The 18,816-nt window shown below is 58.9% G+C and carries 13 protein-coding genes and 1 pseudogene; 7 read left to right on the top strand and 7 right to left on the bottom strand.

From position 1 onward, the window contains the following. Positions 1–8 precede the first annotated feature (8 nt). From FY206_RS24225 to FY206_RS24235, 3 genes are read left to right on the top strand one after another with little or no spacing between them, the layout of a single operon-like run. Positions 9–8,585, top strand: coding sequence for a hemagglutinin repeat-containing protein (locus FY206_RS24225; RefSeq protein ID WP_077064424.1), 8,577 nt, complete (start codon positions 9–11; stop codon positions 8,583–8,585). Further along, positions 8,582–8,815 carry a hypothetical protein gene (locus FY206_RS24230; protein WP_032644320.1) on the top strand — a complete coding sequence of 78 codons (234 nt, stop codon included), beginning with the start codon at positions 8,582–8,584 and terminating at the stop codon, positions 8,813–8,815. The genes FY206_RS24225 and FY206_RS24230 overlap by 4 nt, the downstream gene beginning before the upstream one ends. A 46-nt stretch (positions 8,816–8,861) precedes the next feature. Then, positions 8,862–9,491: a hypothetical protein gene (locus tag FY206_RS24235; RefSeq protein ID WP_032644319.1), complete on the top strand. Its 630-nt coding sequence runs from the start codon at positions 8,862–8,864 to the stop codon at positions 9,489–9,491. Positions 9,492–9,874: 383 nt separating this feature from the next. Here the strand turns inward: FY206_RS24235 and FY206_RS25885 are convergent. Continuing rightward, a pseudogene (locus FY206_RS25885) lies at positions 9,875–10,027 on the bottom strand (SymE family type I addiction module toxin); the annotation flags it as partial. A 229-nt stretch (positions 10,028–10,256) separates the two neighbouring features. On the opposite strand from FY206_RS25885, the gene FY206_RS24245 reads away from it, so the two are divergent. Further along, positions 10,257–10,817, top strand: a complete 561-nt coding sequence (locus FY206_RS24245) for an Ail/Lom family outer membrane beta-barrel protein (RefSeq protein ID WP_032644317.1) — start codon at positions 10,257–10,259, stop codon at positions 10,815–10,817. Positions 10,818–10,865: 48 nt separating this feature from the next. On the opposite strand, the gene fabY is transcribed toward FY206_RS24245, so the two are convergent. The 6 genes from fabY to FY206_RS24275 all read right to left on the bottom strand — a co-directional run bounded on the left by fabY (position 10,866) and on the right by FY206_RS24275 (position 15,611). Beyond that, positions 10,866–11,807 carry a fatty acid biosynthesis protein FabY gene (gene fabY, locus FY206_RS24250; RefSeq protein ID WP_032644315.1) on the bottom strand — a complete coding sequence of 314 codons (942 nt, stop codon included), beginning with the start codon at positions 11,805–11,807 and terminating at the stop codon, positions 10,866–10,868. 44 nt (positions 11,808–11,851) lie between these two features. Beyond that, positions 11,852–12,289, bottom strand: coding sequence for a D-aminoacyl-tRNA deacylase (dtd, locus tag FY206_RS24255; protein ID WP_032644314.1), 438 nt, complete (start codon positions 12,287–12,289; stop codon positions 11,852–11,854). Continuing rightward, on the bottom strand, positions 12,286–13,167 hold the full coding sequence (locus tag FY206_RS24260; protein ID WP_032644313.1) for a virulence factor BrkB family protein: 882 nt from the start codon (positions 13,165–13,167) through the stop codon (positions 12,286–12,288). Before FY206_RS24260 ends, dtd begins: the two co-directional genes overlap by 4 nt. Then, positions 13,161–13,760: a glucose-1-phosphatase gene (gene yihX / locus FY206_RS24265; RefSeq protein WP_032644312.1), complete on the bottom strand. Its 600-nt coding sequence runs from the start codon at positions 13,758–13,760 to the stop codon at positions 13,161–13,163. Before yihX ends, FY206_RS24260 begins: the two co-directional genes overlap by 7 nt. Positions 13,761–13,879: 119 nt before the next feature. Next, positions 13,880–14,680 carry a DeoR/GlpR family DNA-binding transcription regulator gene (locus FY206_RS24270; RefSeq protein ID WP_032644311.1) on the bottom strand — a complete coding sequence of 267 codons (801 nt, stop codon included), beginning with the start codon at positions 14,678–14,680 and terminating at the stop codon, positions 13,880–13,882. 34 nt (positions 14,681–14,714) lie between these two features. After that, positions 14,715–15,611 (bottom strand): sugar kinase, encoded by an 897-nt coding sequence (locus tag FY206_RS24275; RefSeq protein ID WP_032644310.1) that lies wholly within the window; start codon positions 15,609–15,611, stop codon positions 14,715–14,717. A gap of 155 nt (positions 15,612–15,766) precedes the next feature. Here FY206_RS24275 and yihU point away from each other — a divergent pair, with 155 nt between their 5' ends. The 3 genes from yihU to yihS are packed head-to-tail and all read left to right on the top strand — an operon-like array spanning position 15,767 to position 18,807. Beyond that, the gene (yihU, locus tag FY206_RS24280) at positions 15,767–16,672 is read left to right on the top strand and encodes a sulfolactaldehyde 3-reductase (RefSeq protein WP_032644309.1); all 906 of its coding nucleotides are present in this window, start codon (positions 15,767–15,769) and stop codon (positions 16,670–16,672) included. Between the two features lie 3 nt (positions 16,673–16,675). Further along, positions 16,676–17,551, top strand: a complete 876-nt coding sequence (yihT, locus tag FY206_RS24285) for a sulfofructosephosphate aldolase (RefSeq protein WP_032644308.1) — start codon at positions 16,676–16,678, stop codon at positions 17,549–17,551. Positions 17,552–17,565: 14 nt separating this feature from the next. Continuing rightward, positions 17,566–18,807: a sulfoquinovose isomerase gene (yihS, locus tag FY206_RS24290; protein ID WP_032644307.1), complete on the top strand. Its 1,242-nt coding sequence runs from the start codon at positions 17,566–17,568 to the stop codon at positions 18,805–18,807. Positions 18,808–18,816: the final 9 nt, after the last annotated feature.

Below are 18,816 nucleotides of genomic sequence, written 5' to 3' on the forward strand. Positions count from 1 at the left end.
ATTTCACCATGAATAAACGTCTGTACCGTATCGTCTTTAATAAGGCCCGCGGCATGCTGATGGTCGTCTCCGAACTGGCGCGCGGCTGTTCCGGCGGGTCGCCTTCCTCCGGGATCGGGCACGCGCTTCAGCGCCTTGTCTGCCGCATCGGGGCGCTCAGCCTTGCGCTGTGGCTGGCTTCTGGCGCGGTCACGGTGCAGGCCGCCGGGATTGTGGCGGACGCCTCCGCGCCCGGTAAGCAGCAGCCCACCGTCATCAGCACCGCTAACGGCACGGCGCAGGTGAATATTCAGACCCCGTCGGCAGGCGGCGTGTCCCGCAACACCTACAGCCAGTTCGACGTGGGCCGGGGCGGGGCCATCCTCAACAACTCCCATAAAAATACCTCAACCGAACTCGGCGGGATGGTTGCCGCCAACCCGTGGCTGGCGAAAGGCGAGGCGAAGGTCATCCTCAACGAGGTGAACGCGCGCAACCCGAGCCAGCTTAACGGCTACATTGAGGTGGCCGGACAGAAGGCCGACGTGGTCATTGCCAGCCCGTCGGGCATCACCTGCGACGGCTGCGGCTTTATCAACGCCGGGCGCGCCACGCTGACGACCGGCACCGCGCAGATGCAGGATGGCCGGATAACCGGCTATCAGGTGGATCGCGGTGAGATTACCGTGAACGGCAACGGGCTGGACGCCTCCGGGCAGGCGCATACCGATATCATCGCCCGTGCGGTTCAGGTGAATGCGGCGATTCACGCGCAGGATTTACGCGTCACTACCGGGCGCAACGCGGTGGATGCGGCGCATGAAAAGGTGACCGCCCTCGCGGATAACGGTGCGGCAAAACCCGTCATGGCGCTGGACGTTTCCCAGGTCGGCGGCATGTACGCCGGAAAAATCCGTCTGATCGGGACGGAAAAAGGCGTCGGCGTGCGCAACGCGGGCAATATCGGCGCGGAAGCCGGGACGGTCACCCTCTCCGCCGACGGGCGTATTGAAAACAGCGGCGCAATCTGGTCTTCCGCTGACGTGGCCCTTTCTGGCACCGACGCCGTGCACAACAGCGGATCCCTAGCAGCACGGCGCAACGTCAGCCTGACGGGCAAAACGATCGCCAGCACCGGCACGCTGGCCGCAGGCGTGCAGCCCGATGGCACCACGGGACGCGACGGCGATCTGACGCTTACCGCCAGCGGTAAACTTGAGATGCATGGCCTGAATGTGGCGGGTGGCAACATCAGGGCCACGGGTCAGGGGCTGGATGCATCAGGCAGCGTGACGCAGGCCAGCGCCATAACCCTTCACGCCGGAGAAGGCAACCTCAGCACCGCCGGTGCGCAAGTCATCGCGAATGACGCCCTCAGCGTCACGACAGGCGGCACGCTGGATAACAGCAGCGGCCTGCTCGCCGCCGACCGGCTCACGCTCGCGGCAAAACGCCTGAACAACCAGAAAGGCCAGATAAGCCAGAGCGGCACGCGGGGGCTGACGTTGAACCATCAGGACGGCATCGATAACCGTGAAGGCGTCATTGCCGCCAACGCCACGGTCAACGTCAACGCCGCGTCGCTGGATAACCGCAATGGCCAGATCGTTGCCGCCGATGCCGACAGCGCCCTGACGATCAACACGGCTGGCCTGACGGACAACCGCGAGGGCGAACTGGCTGCGGCAGGCAGCATCAGCGTGAGCGCCAGCACTCTGGACAACAGCAGCGGCTTTATCAGCGCGGAATACGGCCGCGTCGGGCTGACCAGCCGCAACGCGCTGACTAACGTCGGCGGGACAATTGTTGCCCGCGATACCCTGACGCTCGACAGCGCCGGGTTGAATAACGACGAAGGATTAATTCAGTCCGGGGCGGACACGATCGTTGACACCCACGGGAACCGCCTGTCAAACGACAATACCCTGACAACCGGCGGCATCGTCAGCGCTGGCACCCTGAACGTTAACGCCGGCAGCATCAGCAACCAGCTCGGCATGCTGGCCAGCGCGAAAGAAGCCGTCGTAACGGCCACGGACGTGGACAACCGCAGCGGTACCCTGAGCGCCGCAGGCGCGCTGAATCTTCGTGCCGGGTCGCTGGAGAATACGCAAGGTACGCTGGTATCCGATGAAGACGTGCGGATAGACGCCTCCCGGATCGCCAACCAGAAAGGGATGATTGCCGCCCAGGGCACGCTTGCCGTCACGGCACAGCGTCTGGACAACGACAGCAGCGGGCTGCTCCAGAGCGGAGGGGATCTCACGCTGGCCGCTGAAGGTATCAGCAACCGCAACAGCGGGGACACGGGCGGCATCGTTAGCCAGGGAAACCTGACCCTAACCACGACCGATCTGCAAAATGATGCGGGCGTACTGCTCGCCGAAAAACGGGCGACGCTGGACGCCGCGCGCTTGAGCAACATCGCCGGGACGCTGTATGCCCTGGATACGCTGACGCTTGCCACGCGCAGCGATACCGACAACCGTCAGGGGGTTATTCAGGGAGGCGGGCTTGCCCTTGATACCCACGGCTTCCAGCTGGATAACCGCGAGGGGACGATTTACAGCCTGGCGGACATGCAGCTCGCCACCGCCGCGCTGCACAACCAGAACGGCACTTTGGGCGCAAAAGGAGATTTCACGCTGCGGGCAACCTCGCTGGATAACCGTTCCGGCGGGCGTCTGGTGGGTGAGCAGGAGATGAGCCTCAACCTCAATCGTCTTGATAACCAGGACGGGCAGATCCAGTCTCTCGGTGAACTGGCGGTGAACGCCGTAACGGGTGCGATCGACAACACGCTGGGCCTGATACGCAGCGGCGCAACGGTTACGCTCAACGCGGCTTCGCTGATCAACCGCAACACGCAGGCCGACGACAAGGGCATTGAAGGGCTGGATGTGAACATCAACAGCCAGCAGTTCGATAACGCTCAGGGAACGACGCGGGCAGGCGATACGTTATCGATCGCCAATGCCGAAACCCTGGATAACGCGCAGGGTGAGCTGTCCGCTGCGGGCGCGCTGTCGCTGAGCGGCGCGGCTTTGCGGCTCCTCAACGCTGACGGTATCGTTATTGGTGGGGAAAACGTCACGCTTGACGCCGACGCGCTTACCGGAGACGGTCAGGTTCTGTCGCTCGGCGATATGACGATTCACACGCAGCAGAGCTTTAACAACGCGGGTGATGTGATTGCCAACGGCAGCATGACCTTCACCACGCCAGGCAGCGTGACCAACAGCGGCAACCTGCTGGCGGGCGCAAAACTGGATCTCAGCGCCGCCAGCCTGCTCAACGCCGCGTCCGGCGAGATTGCCGCCGGAGCGACCTGGCTGACCCTCTCCTCGAGCCTCAGTAATGACGGTCTTATCGACGGCAGCCAGACGTGGCTGCGTGCCGAAACCCTGACGAACGCGGGCACCGGCCGCATCTACGGCGATCACCTGTCGATTCAGGCGACAACGCTCAATAACCTCGCCCAGGACGGAACGGCGGCAACCCTCGCCGGACGCCAGCGCGTGGACATCGGCGCGCGGACAATCAACAACCGCGACCACGCGCTGATCTACAGCGACGGAGCGATGGCCATCGGCGGGCGCGTGGACGGCGACGGCTTCGCCATCGGGCAGGCGCAAACCCTCAACAACCACAGCGCGACCATTGAATCCGCTGGCGACATGGCGCTCTCCGTCGGCCAGCTCAATAACATCAACGACCATTTCAGCACCGAAGTGGCGCTCATCTCCACGGAGCAGATCCACGAGTACCAGCAAAAGGGATCGCCCACCCGCTGGGATGCCAATGCTGACGGCGTGTTCGTCGACCGCAACTCGGCCGACCACCTGTTAAACCTCAACACTCCGGACGATACCGGAGCCAACAACGACAACTTTTACGAGTACAGCTACACCCGCACCATTGAAGAAGAGGTGATTGCCGAAAGCGACCCGGGCAAAATCCTCTCCGGCGGCAATATGCTGATTACGGCAAATCAGGTACTGAACGACAAAAGCCAGATTGTGGCGGGGGGAACGCTCGGGATCTTCGCCGATTCGGTGGACAACGTGATGCCGGAAGGCAGCCGGTGGATCGCCGATGCAGGCTCGGTCACGCACTACAGCCGTAAATCCAGAAAGGGCGGCGACTCTCAGGGAAAAAGCACCTCGGACTACGCCCCGCCGGTGGTGATCCAGTCGATCACCCTGTCGCCGGGCAAAATGGAAGGCAACAGCCAGGCCGATGGCAGCGGCATGACCCTTTCGCCCGCCACCGCCCACAAAACGGATGCCACGCTCAGCGGGACGGGTAGCCTGGCGGTAGGTGTGGACACCACCTCACCAAATTCTCCTGCCCTGCCCTCCGGCAATGCGCCGGGCAAATGGATTGAAACGCCCGCCAGCGATGCGCAGGACGTGGTGGTGCGTGCCGTCGGGCCGAACATCCGTCTGCCGGACAGCAGCCTGTTTAACACCCTGCCGGATCCGGACGCGCATTACCTGATCGAAACCGATCCACGCTTCACCAACAACAAGACGTGGCTCGGCAGTGATTATATGCAGAATGCGTTCACGACGGATCCGGATAACGTGCACAAGCGTCTTGGCGACGGCTATTACGAACAGCGTCTGGTGCGCGAGCAGATCGTCGCCCTCACCGGCGGCCGCTACCTGGGCGACTACCGCGACGATGAGACCCAGTTCAGGGCGCTGATGGATGCGGGCATTGCTTTCGGACAGGCGCATCAGCTTGTCCCGGGCGTGGCGCTCACCGCCGAACAGATGAGCCTGCTGACGGAGGACATGGTCTGGCTGGTCAACACCCGCGTTCAGCTTGCCGACGGCAGCTGGCAGACGGTGATGGTCCCGCAGGTGTATGTTCGCGTACAGCCTGGCGACATCGACGGCTCCGGCGCGCTGATGGGTGGCCAGAACGTGGTGATGAACCTGAACCGCGACCTGGTCAACAGCGGCACCCTGCACGGCCGTGACGCGGTGCAGCTCAGCGCTGACAACATCAACAACAAAGCCGGAACGATACGGGGGGCTGACGTCAGCCTGTTCGCCCGCACGGACATCAGCAACACCGGCGGCACGATTTCAGGCAAACATGCCGTACTGGCCACCGCCGGGCGCGACATCAGCCTCATCACCACCACCCGCAGCGCACAGCGCAGCAGCGGGAAAAACAGCTTTGAGCGCACCACCGTGGAGCGCGTGGCGGGGATCTACGTCCAGGGCGATGACGGTAAGCTGGTGCTGAACGCCGGGCGCGATCTCACCCTGACCGGCGCGCAGGTCGTTAACCGCGGCAGCGACAGCCAGACGGTGCTTAATGCCGGGCGGGATCTGAACCTCACCACCGTCACCACCTCCGCCAGCGATAACCTGACGTGGGATAAAAATAACTGGCTGAAGCAGTCCGTCACGCAGCAGGCAGGCAGCGAGGTGGCCGGCGGAGGCGATATCCTGATGATGGCCGGCCGCGACGTGCATGCGCAGGCCGCAACCGTGGAGGCGGGCAACAGCCTCGGCGTCAGCGCGGGGCACGACATCTCCGTCACCGCCGCCACCGACAGCAGCGCGTTTGAGTCGCACCATCAGTCCACCGGCAGCAGCGGCGCGCTGTCGAAAAAAACCGTGACCACGCACGATGTGGTGAACCGCGAGACCGCCCAGGGCACCCTGTTCAGCGGCGACAGCGTCACCCTGCAGGCGGGCAATAACCTGCGGGTACAGGGCAGCGATATCGTGGGCGATAACGATGTCCGGCTGGCGGCGGGCAACAGCCTGACCGTGACCACGGCGGAAGAGCACAGCCAAGAGAGCCATCAGCGCCAGGAGAAAAAATCCGGCTTCTCCGGCACGGGCGGCATCGGCGTCAGCTACGGCAGCCAGAGCCTGAAGATCACCGACACCGCGCAGGACACCACCCATCGCGGCAGCACCATCGGCTCCGTGAACGGCAGCGTCACGCTGAGCGCGGGCAGCGACCTGAGCGTCCACGGCTCGGACCTGATTGCCGGGCAGGACATGACGCTCGTCGGGAAAAACGTCAGCATCACCGCCGCCACGGAGAGCGGCACGCAGACCCACACCGTGGAGCAAAAATCCTCCGGCCTGACCCTTGCGCTCTCCGGCGCGGCGGGCGGTGCGCTCGACAGCAGCGTGAGCACCCTGAAGCAGGCCAGGGAGACCGATAACGACCGCCTCGCCGCGCTGCAGGCGGTGAAAGGCGCACTGACCCTAGGACAGGGCGCGCAGTCCGTCATGCTCGACCAGGCCACCGGCAACCAGAAGGGCAACGACAACACCGTCGGCATCAGCCTCTCCTACGGCAGCCAGTCGTCAACATCCACGCAGACCAGCACGCAGGCCACCGCAAAAGGCAGCAGCCTCACCGCCGGGAATAACCTCACCGTGGTGGCAACCGACGGCGACCTGCTGGTTCACGGCAGCCAGCTTGATGCGCAGAACGACCTGTGGCTACAGGCCAGCCGGGACGTGAACCTGATATCCGCGCTGAACACCTCCACGCTCGAAGGCAAAAACGAGAGCCACGGCAGCAGCGCGGGCGTCGGTATCGGCTACGGCTCCGGCGGCGCGGGCATCTCCGTCTCCGCCAGCATGAACGGCGGCAAAGGAACCGAGCGCGGCAACGGCACCACCCGCACCGAAACCACGGTTAACGCGGGCGAGACGCTCAGCATCGTCAGCGGGCGCGACGCGAATATCACCGGGGCGCAGGCCAGCGGGAAAACCGTCGTAGCCGACATCGGGCGCAACCTGACCCTCGCCAGCGAGCAGGACACCGACCGCTACGACAGCAGCCAGAAGAACGCCAGCGCGGGCGGCAGCTTCACCTTCGGCACCATGAGCGGCTCGGCCAGCGTTAACTACAGCCGCGACAGGATGAACAGCGACTATGCCTCCGTGAAGGAGCAGACCGGCATCTTCGCGGGCTCCGGCGGGTTCGATATCACGGTGGGCGGCCACACCCAGCTCGACGGCGCGGCTATCGCCTCCACCGCCGCGGCGGATAACAACCGCCTCGACACCGGGACGCTCGGCTGGCGGGATATCCACAACGCCGCCGAATACGACGTGGAGCACCAGAGCGCGGGCATCAGCACCGGCGGCAGCATCGCGGGGCAGTTCGCCGGGAACATGGCGAGCAATCTGCTGGTCGGGGCGGACAGCAGCGGCAGCGCGGAGGGCACGACGCGGGCGGCCATTGAAAACGGCACGGTGGTGGTTCGCGATAAGGCGCATCAGACGCAGGATATAGCCACCCTCTCCCGCGATACGGCGAATGCAAACGGCAGCATCGACGCCATCTTCGATAAGGAAAAAGAGCAGCGCAGGATGGAGGAGGCGCAGCTTATCGGGGAAATCGGCAGCCAGGCGGCGGATATCGCCCGCACGCAGGGCGAGATAAACGCGCTGGAGGAAGCGCGTAAGGTACATCCGGAGATGACCGCCGACCAGCTGAAAGACACGAAGGCCTACCGTGACGCGCAGGCAGAGCACGGCACGGGCAGCGACATGCAGCGCGCCATTCAGGCCGCTACCGCTGCGGCTCAGGGGCTGGCGGGCGGCGACATGACCGCCGCGCTGGCCGGAGCCGCCGCACCGTACGTGGCGGAGATTATCGGCCACCGTTCCGGGCTGGACGACGGAATGGAAAAAGCCGCCGCCCACGCGGTGGCGAACGCCGTGCTGGCCGCGATGCAGGGGAAAGATGCGCTGGCGGGCGCAGCTGGAGCTCTCACCGGAGAACTGGCAGGCAGTATTGCGCTGGAGATGTACGGGAAGGATGTTACTGCGCTGAGCGAAAGTGAAAAGCAGACCATCAGCGCCCTGGCAACCCTTGCAGCAGGGATTGCGGGCGGCGTGGCGGGAGATGGTACGGCAAGCGCCATTGCGGGAGCGCAGTCCGGGAAGACGGTGGTGGAGAATAATGCGCTTGCAAATGTATTAGCTGCCGCGAATAAAGCCAAACCGGGAACGGCAGAGAAATGGCAGGAAGAGCAACAGGCGGCAATTAAAGAAGTCTGTAGCGGAAATACGCCGATGTCTTGCCAGATGGCAGTGGCTGCCATGGTCACGGTGATGTCAGGGGGTGTGCTCCCTGAGGCGATGGTTGTTTCTGGAGTTATCAGTAGTGGCGTAGTCAGTGCAGTTGATTATTCAATGACAGGAACGGTTGATCCCAAAAATGCCATGGCAGCATATTGGGTGGGAGCACTGACTAGAAATACAGGCCTAGAAGCAACAATAGCCATAAATGCAGCGGGAGGAGCTACAACAAGTTATCTTGACGGCAAAAATCCATGGATAGGCGGGTTGGTTAGTGGTCTCACTGGCGGAGTCGCCTATGGCATAGGCAATAAAGTTGTTGAACCTGCTTTGGATGAAGTCTTCAATCCTGTTTGGAAAAACTTAGGTTGGGACGGCATTGGGATGGGAATATCTAAGCCTGTTCAACCAAGCTTATGGCCTTCAGTTGCCGGAGCAACGAGCGGAACTTCAGGGGGTGAATATATTTCCAATAAGATAAATGACAAGATAGATGAAGTGAAAGGTAATCATGGAGGCGAGACTAAATGAAGTTTCTTGCCATTTTCCTATATTATTTTCTTGCTACATTTATGACCGTAGCCTTGACATTAATGATTTTAGGTACAGCTATTGATGCATTCTTTTGGCTGTTTTACAAAATACCTTTCAATTTTTCTATAGAAGACGTAGTTAACTATCTAAAAATAGCCTGTGTCGCTGGCGGAGTGTGCGGAATTGGAGGTGTATATTATTACACCAGAACAATGAAGCGGCATTGATTACGCTGGGACAGACAACACCCCCAGTTTAGTAGCTGGGTTTGTTGTGGAAAACAACCTGATGGCCGGGAGTGAGGATGCACAGGTTGCGTGGTTACAACAGCACGGAACTGATATGGCAAGCTGTGCGGATAATCCATCCGGGGCAGCATGTCAGAAAGCGCAGAACGAAGCCAATGCAGTAGCATTCGCAATGGCATCAGCAGGGCTGATTTATTTGCCAGTAGGAATGCAGGTGACTGCGGGGATAGGTGGGACGGCGAATGCAGGCATCCAATATCTCATTAACGGAACGGTTAACCCAACTGATGTATTGATTGCAAGCTATGTCGGTGCGTTTACAGCAAACACTGGTTTTTACGGAACAGTAGGCTGGAATGCGGCAGGCGGTGCCACATCAAACTGGCTGAAAGGGGATGATCCGTTGATGGGGGCTGCGGGTTCTGCAGTAGGTTATGGAATAGGTAATAAGATTGTTTCACCTGCTCTGGACAAAGTATTTAATCCTAAATGGAAAAATTATTCGTGGGTTGATATGGGGATGGGGATTAGCAAACCTTTACCACCATCCCCTGTACCAGGAATGGCGGGTGCTGCAACAGCTTCTTTTGCAACAGAAAGCACCGGGCAAGGCATTCCCAAGTCTTTAGACGAGCTAAACAAAGGTAGCAAATGATGAAAATAAGCTTGCTGCGCTGGGTTATCACAGCCTTGATCTTAGTTATAGCGATGACGATATGTTCACTTATCATCACTGCATCTAAGTATATGATTTTATACTTTAAAACAGGCTCATTTAATGACTCATTAGTTCAGATATTGTACCTCAGTATGAAAATTGGTTTATTTACTGGCGTATTAATAACTATCGGTATTTGGATCATGTACCGTTTTAATATTCGATTGTGAGTTGAATCCCGGTAAGCATACGGGCAACTCACATTGATAGAACTGTTTTCGACCATGTTTGCATTTCCCATATGTTACCACTGGTGGGATCCTGGGCCAGGAGTCGGATGCATAAGGCATGATGAAGGAAACAGACGCACGCACTGCACGGATAAAGATGCAATCCTTCATCACACGAATTTTGACCGGCATGCCGTCAATGAAACCTGCGTTCGACAACCACTTCCTGTTTAGGGGGAGGTAGTTTCTATCCATCCGGGAATAAAGTTCACAACAGGCTGAACTGCTCTGCGGCGTTATTGCACAAATCTCGCATTAGCCATTCCATCAGAATACGTCCTCGATCCATCAAGCACCCTCGACCCATTGCTACGATTAATACTTCCTATTCTTCCTCAAAATAAAACAGAGCACCCACCATGAAGGTATAAATTTATTCCTAATTATATGCACTAAAGCTATTCCACTCTGTTTTTATCTATCCTACTAATTTAAAATTCCTTCTCTAATAAAATACAAATGGAATATATAAATGAATAAAATATCTTTGGCTATTATTCTGGCAACTTCGGTTGCAAGCAGCGTCGTCTTCGCGAATGAACAAACGTTATCCCTTGGCTATGCTCACGCGGATGTGCAAAACTTTAATAGTCTGAGCGGGGTAAACCTGCAGTATCGCTACGAATTTAACTCACCGTTAAGTATTGTTGGCTCTTTCACCTATATGCAGGGTGATGGTTCCAACCAGTATTATGTGGTAAACGACTTTGTTCAAAACGATGCGGATGTGAAATATTATTCAGTACTTGCAGGTCCTGCATACCGTATTAATAATTACCTCTCTCTGTACGCTCTGGCAGGTGTTTCTTATGTTAAGGCCACCGGGTCAACAACCTGGATTAACTCTACGCTCGATTATACAGGTCATGACAGCATTTCTTTAAACTCGACCTCTTTTGCCTATGGTGCAGGTCTGATGGTTAATCCTGTTGAAAATATTTCAGTGACGATCGGCTATGAAGGAACGAACGCCGATCTGGATGGCAACTACGCCATCAATGGATTTAATTTGGGTATTGGCTATCGCTTCTAATACTATATGAGAGTTATCTACTAAGAAGATAACTCTCTTTTAATTGAGTTATTCCTCCTCGTTCCCACCCTCTTCATACGCGCCAAAAGGCTTCGCCGGAAGAACAATGTAGGTGCCTTCAAACACCGCGCCCGGGGTTTCATCGCCAAACAGCTCAACCTGCATCTGCACGCGCGCTTTGCGGCCACGCGCCAGACGATCAAGGTCGCCGCCCAGTGCGCCAAGGTCAGCCACCGCGCTCGGTTTGCCGCTGATCGGCGCGCTGTAACGAATATGGGCATCGGCCAGAATGATGGTGCCGCCAAGGTGGCGCTCGCGCAGCATCAGCCAGATCAGCCCCCAGCCGGTGAGCGTGGCCAGAGAAAACAGGCTGCCCGCAAACAGGGTGTGGTGAGGGTTCTGATTGCCGGTTTCCGGCATGGTGGTAATGAATTTTTGCCCGGTGTACTGCTGGATGCGCACGCCCATTTTTTCGCTGAGCGGAATGTGCTGATACCAGGCCTGCTGGAGCTGCCCGCACCAGTCTGCGCGATGAAGAATGTCGTCCAGCGTGGCGATGGGTTTGATCATTAAAAAGTGACGAATCGGCGTGGTTTGCGGGGCGGTGATTTCCCCCTGATTCACAAAACCGAGCTTGGCAAAGAACTCCACGGCATCTTCGCGGGCGCTACAGGTGACGCGCTTAACGCCTTCCTGACGGGCCACGGACTCCAGGGTCATCGCCATGAGCGTCCCCAGCCCTTTGTCCTGTACGGAAGGGTGAACCGCCATAAAGCGAATTGACGCTTCGTTATCGGCGTTGATATACAAACGCCCGACGGCGACGAGGTTGCCCTCTTCGTCCATCACCATCTGGTGATGGGCCATCGCGTCCCAGGCGTCGCGCTCAGAGCCTTTCGGCTGATGTAATGGCTTGCGCAGCATTTCCCAGCGAAACTGGTAATAGGCTTCTAACTCTTCTTCCGTTTGCGGTACTCGAAGGTGATACATAGCTGTACTCTCTCTTGTTACCCGCGGCCATGCCGTAAGTATGCTCATACCTGGAGCCAGAATGTGACGGGGCCATCGTTCACCAGCGATACCTGCATATCTGCAGCGAATCGTCCGGTTTGCGTATTCATTTCCTGCTGGCGACAACGCTCAACAAAGTACTCGTAAAGTGCTTCTGCACGATCCGGCGCGGCGCCCTTAGAGAAACCCGGGCGCATTCCGCGCTCCGTATCCGCTGCCAGCGTAAACTGGGACACCACCAGCACGCTGCCGCCCGCCTGCTGGACGTTCAGGTTCATCTTGCCTTCCGCATCGCTGAAAATGCGGTAGCCCAGCACGCGCTCGCACAGGCGGTTGGCTTTTTGTTCGTCATCATCCTTTTCGACACCTAACAACACCAAAAGTCCTGGGCCAATTTCACCCGTCACCTCTCCCTCCACGGTGACGCTGGCACGGGTTACGCGCTGTATCAATGCAATCATGGTTGGTCTGCTTCTTGTTGTTTTTCAGCTGCTGCTGCTTTTTTAAGTTCGCGGTATACGCCGAGAGTGACAGTTATTTCGGCACCAAGCAAGACGATACACCAGGTCCAGTAGACCCAGACAAACAAAATGGGGATCACCGCCAGCACGCCGTAAATGAGCTGATAGGACGGAAACATAGTGATGTAGAGGGCAAACCCTTTCTTACCGAGCTCAAAGAGTAACGCCGCCACCAGCGCCCCCACTACCGCATCGCGGTTAGGTACGCGCGAGGTCGGGACAACGCTGTAGAGCAGCCAGAAAGAGAGCCACGACAAAATCAGCGGAAAGATGCGCAGGACGTTATCAATGGCACCGTTAAAATCGCTCGCCCAGCGCAGCGAAAGAAGGTACGAGCTGATCGCAAGGCTTGCCCCGGCCAGCAGCGGGCCAAGCGTGAGGATCATCCAGTAGACGGCAAACGAGTAAACCTTGGGCCGCGCTTTTTTACTGCGCCAGATGGTGTTGAGCGCGCTATCAATGGCGTACATCAACAGCAGCGCGGTGACGATAAGACCGCACGCCCCCACCGCCGTCATCTTGTTAGAGTTAGCAACAAACTGCTCGATATAGTTCTGAATGATGTCGCCGGTAGCGGGAATGAAATTCGCGAAAACGAAGTGGCGAAGCTGTACGCTCACTTCCGCAAACATTGGAAAAGCGGAAAAAAGCGCAAAAATCACCGCCACCAGCGGCACTAATGAAAGCAACGACACGTAGGCGAGGTTTCCCGCCAGCGTGGTCATATTGTCCTCATCAATCCGGTGCCAGAGCAGCTTCAGCCAGGCCCGCAGCGGACGCGTATGGTGTGTGGCTTTTTGATGAACGGTTTTTAGCATAGCTGCTTCGCAAAGTAGTTGGGGATCGTCTCTTTTCCGGTCACCAGAATTGACGTGATACCCAGCTGGTTAGCTCCCTCTATATTATCGGCATTGTCGTCGAAAAAGACCGTATCCGCCGCCGTAAATCCTTCTTCCTGCAGAACAGCCTGATAAATTCGCGCTTCAGGCTTACGCATGCCCATCTCCTGCGAGAGATAGATCTTATCTGCCGCCGCCTTAACCTCAGGGTATTCCTCAGGCCAGAACGTGGTGTGGAGGCGGTTGGTATTGGAGAGAACAACCACGCGGTGCCCCTGCTCGCGCAGTTTGTGCATGATGTCGATCGCTTCGGGGCGAATCGCCACAAATACCGCCTGCCAGCCGTGGGAAAACTGCTCGTAGCTTAACGAGAGCCCCATCTCCTGGCAGAAACGTTCAGCGAATGCTTCATCGCTGATTTCGCCGCGCTCGTGCTGGTGGAAGGTCTCGCCCATCGCGAAATTTTGCTTTAACGTCGCCAGCGGAACACGGCTAAAATCGCTCCATGCGCCCAGCACCCGATTAAAATCGATATCGACGATTACGTTTCCTAAGTCAAAGATATAAAGCATGTTTATCTCCTGCTCGCCGTGGAAAATTAACTGTAGCGGGAAAGAGAAGGTTTGGCTATGCGTCAGATTCAGCTTAGAGAAAGGAGCAGCCCGAACCTGAAATCCGGGCCGTAAACGGATTAACCCGCCTGCTGTTCGTCGTTTGAATTCACTTCAACGACCTCAACCTTGCTGGATTTTAGATGGTTTTGCAGCGTGGAGCCGGGGAGCTCATCAGTAAAGAGCGCCGTGGCCTGCGCCACGTTGCCAATTTCCACGGCGGCGGAAGCGGTGTACTTCGTATGATCGGCTGCCAGTAGAATATGACGCGAGTGAGCCATCATGGCTTTCACCACGCTGGCTTCATTGACGTCAAACTCCATCATCGCGCCGTCGTGCTCAATCGCGCCGACGCTGGTCACGAGATAGTCCGCCCGAAAGCCGGACACAAACGCCGTCGCCGCCGGGCCGATAATGCCGCCGTTATGCGGGCGCAGCGTGCCGCCGGGGACCATCACTTCAAAGCGCGGGTTTTTATAGAGAATGTGCGCCACCCGCAGGCTGTTGGTGATAATGCGCAGATGGTTGTGATTGAGCAGCGCCCGGGCGACATGCTCTACGGTCGTCCCGATGGTGATGAAGATGGTGGAGCCATCGGGAATGTAGTCCGCAATCGCTTCGGCAATCGCCCGCTTCTCTTCGGTGAGCGACACTTCACGCTGCTCAAACGCCGTATTCACCACGCTGGATGCCCTGCCCGCACCGCCATGATGGCGCGTAATCAGTCCCTGCTCGCTGAGCTTGCGGATATCGCGCCGCACCGTTTGCGTAGAGACATCCAGCAGCTGCGCCAGTTCATCAATGTTCATATAGCCGCGATCGGCAATCAGCGTCAGCAGCTGATCGTGACGCGGGTTGCCGGTCAGTTCGGTAAGGCTCATGGGCTGTCCTCTGAAAACCATCACGCCCCGCATTTTATACAAAAAGTGACAAAAAAGAGCGGGTTTGATCACAGTCGGGTATCCCCGCACGCCCGCCGGGCCTGGTGCACTTCAGGGCGGCGACCGCGCTGGCAAACCGCACGGCGTCGTCCACAGGGACATGCTGCCCCAGGCTGGCCGCCAGCGCGCCGTGGAAAACGTCGCCCGCGCCGGTGGTATCAATGACATCCACCTCAAAGCCGGGCTGGTGGCATAACCTGCCGTTCTCCAGCCAGAAGCAGCCGTCTCGCCCCTGGGTCACATACACATGTCCATTTGTGAGCGTTTGTGCTTTTTTCAGCGCACCTACGGTTTCATCCAGCTGCGTTAAGCGCCGCAGCCCCGGCGCGGAGAAGGCGGCGTGGTCGCTTAAGGCGATCAGTTCCGCGATGTCCTGCGGGGTGACGTCGGCGTCCAGCAGGGTCGGAACGCCCTGCCGACGGGCAAGGGTAAACGCCTGCTTTGCCCCGTCGTGCCAGCGCACGTCCGCTAATACAAGGTCCCACTGTGAGAAGTCGATTTCATGCAGCCAGTCAGCCTCAGCGGGGAGATCGGGGCTGGGGTAGTTCGCAATGACGCGCTCCCCGCTGGCGTCCACCAGCACCGCCGATTGTGACGAGCGGGCACCCTTTACTACGCGCGTGTAGCGGGTGTTCACCCCCAGGGATTCCAGCTCCGCGAGCAGCCGTCTGCCGGTATCGTCATCACCCACCCGGCCAATAAAATCCACTTCCGCCCCCAGTTTAGCCGCCGCCACCGCCGCAGTAGCCGCCGGGCCGCCGCCCACTTCCGTATAGTCTTTTGCGACATATTTCCCACCTTCCTTTGGTAAATCATCGAGATACCAGATGCGATCCAGCACGGTAATGCCGACACAAACGATGCGAGTCATGGTGATTCCTTGTGCGATTTCTGATGCTCTCATTTTAATTTCACCAAATGTTTAAAAAGTGACCCATGTCTATTTTTTGACTATAAATTACAAATACGATCAAAAACAGACAACACAAACGCGCAAAAATTGACACGATGTGACAGGAGAAAGGCATGTCAGCAATCGCATTTATCGGTTTAGGGCAGATGGGCGCGCCAATGGCGAAGAATCTGCTGAAGCAGGGACACCGGCTGAGCGTATTTGATGTGAACCCGCAGGCGGTTCAGGCGCTGGTGGAGCATGGCGCACGGGCGGCGGCAACGCCCGCGCAGGCCGCAGCGGACGCCGAATTCGTCATTACCATTCTGCCAAACGGTGACCTGGTGCGCAGCGTATTGTTCGGCGAGCACGGCGTGTGCGATGGGTTATCCCGCGACGCGCTGGTGATAGATATGTCCACCATTCATCCGCTGCAAACCGACGCGCTGATCCGCGACATGGCGGCGCGCGGCTTCAGCCTGATGGACGTCCCGGTCGGGCGCACGTCTGACCATGCCATCGCCGGTACGTTACTTCTGCTGGCCGGCGGCACGGCGCAGCAGATTGAGCGCGCTACCCCGGTACTCATGGCGATGGGCAACGAGCTGATTAACGCCGGCGGGCCGGGCATGGGCATCCGCGTGAAGCTTATCAATAACTACATGAGCATCGCCCTGAACGCGCTGTCGGCCGAGGCCGCCGTGCTCTGCGAAGCGCTCGGTCTCTCCTTCGACGTGGCGCTCAAGGTGATGAGCGGCACGCCTGCGGGCAAAGGCCACTTCACGACCTCATGGCCGAACAAGGTGCTGAAAGGAGATCTTTCACCCGCCTTCATGATCGACCTGGCGCATAAAGATCTGGGCATTGCGCTCGACGTGGCCAATCAGCTCCACGTTCCGATGCCGCTCGGCGCGGCCTCCCGCGAAGTTTACAACCAGGCACGCGCCGCCGGGCGCGGGCGCGAAGACTGGACGGCCATTCTCGAACAGGTTCGCGCATCTGCCGGGCTGAAAAAAATCACACTGATACGAAAGGACTGAGGAATGACGATGTACACCCTGAAAGATATCACCCGACCTTCCGGCGGTTTTGCGATGCTGGCCGTAGACCAGCGCGAAGCGATGCGCCTGATGTTTGCGGCGGCAGGCGCGCCGGTGCCGGTCACCGACCAGCACCTCACGGATTTTAAGGTTAACGCCGCCAAAATCCTGTCGCCTTACGCCTCCGCCATTCTCGTCGACCAGCAGTTCTGCTATCGCCAGATTGTGGCGCAGCAGGCCGTTGCCAAGAGCTGCGCGATGATTGTGGCCGCCGACGAGTTCATACCGGGCAACGGTATTCCGGTCGACAGCGTGGCGATCGACAAGAACATCGACGCGCAGGCGGTCAGGCGCGACGGCGGCAAGGCGCTGAAGCTGCTGGTGCTGTGGCGCAGCGATGAAGATCCGCAGCAGCGGCTGGAGATGGTGCAGGCGTTCAACACGCTGTGCCACAGCAACGGGCTGCTCAGCATCATTGAGCCGGTGGTGCGTCCGCCGCGTCACGGTGCCGCGTTTGACCGCGAACAGGCGATTATTGATGCGGCGAAAGAGCTGGGCGACAGCGGTGCCGACCTCTACAAAGTGGAGATGCCGCTGTTCGGAAAAGGTACGCAGCAGGCGCTGCTGGCCGCCTCGCAAAAGCTGAACGCGGAAATCAATATGCCGTGGGTGATCCTCTCTTCCGGCGTGGACGACAAGCTCTTCCCGCGCGCGGTGCAGGTTGCCATGCAGGCGGGGGCTTCCGGCTTTTTAGCCGGTCGCGCCGTGTGGTCCTCCGTGGTGGGGCTGCCGGATACGGAAATGATGCTGCGCGACGTCTCCGTGCCAAAACTGCAGCGTTTAGGTGAGATCGTCGACGAAATGATGGCTCGCCGCTAGGAAAGGACCCGAACATGAAATGGTTTAACACCCTGAGCCATAACCGCTGGCTCGAACAAGAGACCGACCGTATTTTGGATTTCGGTAAAAACGCCGCCGTGCCGACCGGCTTTGGCTGGCTGGGCAATAACGGCCACGTGCGTAACGACATGGGCACGCATCTGTGGATCACCGCCCGCATGCTGCACGTGTATGCGGTGGCGGCCAACATGGGCCGTCCCGGGGCGTATGCCCTGGTTGAGCACGGCATTAATGCCCTCAACGGCCCGCTGCGCGATAACCAGCACGGCGGCTGGTACGCCTGCGTGAACGATGAGGGCGTGATCGACGCCTCCAAGCAGGGCTATCAGCACTTCTTCGTGCTGCTGGGCGCGGCGAGCGCCGTGACCACCGGCCATCCGCAGGCGCGCAGGCTGCTGGACGACGCGATTGAGGTGATCGAGCGCTATTTCTGGAGCGAGGAAGAGCAAATGTGCCTCGAATCCTGGGACGAGGCCTTTAGCAAAACCGAGGATTACCGCGGCGGCAACGCCAACATGCACGCCGTGGAAGCCTTCCTGATCGTCTATGACGTGACGCACGACCGGAAGTGGCTCGACCGCGCCCTGCGCATCGCCTCGGTGATTATTCACGAAGTAGCGCGCAAAGGGGAGTACCGCGTTAACGAGCATTTCGACACCGACTGGAACCCGATCCGCGATTACAACATCGACAATCCTGCCCACCGTTTCCGCGCCTACGGCGGCACGCCGGGGCACTGGATCGAGTGGGGCCGCCTGATGCTGCACCTGCGCGCCGCGCTGGAAGCCCGCTTTGAAACCCCGCCGGAGTGGCTGCTGGAAGATGCGAAAGGATTGTTCCACGCCACCATTCGCGACGCCTGGGCACCGGACGGCGCGGACGGGTTTGTCTACTCCGTGGGCTGGGACGGCAAGCCTATCGTGCGTGAACGCGTGCGCTGGCCGATCGTCGAGGCGATGGGAACGGCTTACGCGCTCTACACCGTGACCGGCGAGGCGCAGTACGAAGCCTGGTATCAGAGGTGGTGGGATTACTGCATCAAGTACCTGATGGATTACGAGAACGGCTCCTGGTGGCAGGAGCTGGACACCAATAACGAAGTGACGACCAAAGTCTGGGACGGCAAGCAGGATATTTACCATCTGCTGCACTGTCTGGTGATCCCTCGCCTGCCGCTGGCGCCGGGCTTAGCCCCGGCAACGGCCGCCGGCCTGCTGGATAGCCTGGCCAAATAATAAAAGACG

The organism is Enterobacter chengduensis (assembly GCF_001984825.2).
GTDB lineage: Bacteria > Pseudomonadota > Gammaproteobacteria > Enterobacterales > Enterobacteriaceae > Enterobacter > Enterobacter chengduensis.

Coding starts and splice junctions, on each gene's coding strand:
- FY206_RS24225 (WP_077064424.1), top strand. CDS start 9: ATGAATAAACGTCTGTACCGTATCGTCTTTAATAAGGCCCGCGGCATG.
- FY206_RS24230 (WP_032644320.1), top strand. CDS start 8,582: ATGAAGTTTCTTGCCATTTTCCTATATTATTTTCTTGCTACATTTATG.
- FY206_RS24245 (WP_032644317.1), top strand. CDS start 10,257: ATGAATAAAATATCTTTGGCTATTATTCTGGCAACTTCGGTTGCAAGC.
- fabY (WP_032644315.1), bottom strand. CDS start 11,807: ATGTATCACCTTCGAGTACCGCAAACGGAAGAAGAGTTAGAAGCCTAT.
- dtd (WP_032644314.1), bottom strand. CDS start 12,289: ATGATTGCATTGATACAGCGCGTAACCCGTGCCAGCGTCACCGTGGAG.
- FY206_RS24260 (WP_032644313.1), bottom strand. CDS start 13,167: ATGCTAAAAACCGTTCATCAAAAAGCCACACACCATACGCGTCCGCTG.
- yihX (WP_032644312.1), bottom strand. CDS start 13,760: ATGCTTTATATCTTTGACTTAGGAAACGTAATCGTCGATATCGATTTT.
- FY206_RS24270 (WP_032644311.1), bottom strand. CDS start 14,680: ATGAGCCTTACCGAACTGACCGGCAACCCGCGTCACGATCAGCTGCTG.
- FY206_RS24275 (WP_032644310.1), bottom strand. CDS start 15,611: ATGACTCGCATCGTTTGTGTCGGCATTACCGTGCTGGATCGCATCTGG.
- yihU (WP_032644309.1), top strand. CDS start 15,767: ATGTCAGCAATCGCATTTATCGGTTTAGGGCAGATGGGCGCGCCAATG.
- yihT (WP_032644308.1), top strand. CDS start 16,676: ATGACGATGTACACCCTGAAAGATATCACCCGACCTTCCGGCGGTTTT.
- yihS (WP_032644307.1), top strand. CDS start 17,566: ATGAAATGGTTTAACACCCTGAGCCATAACCGCTGGCTCGAACAAGAG.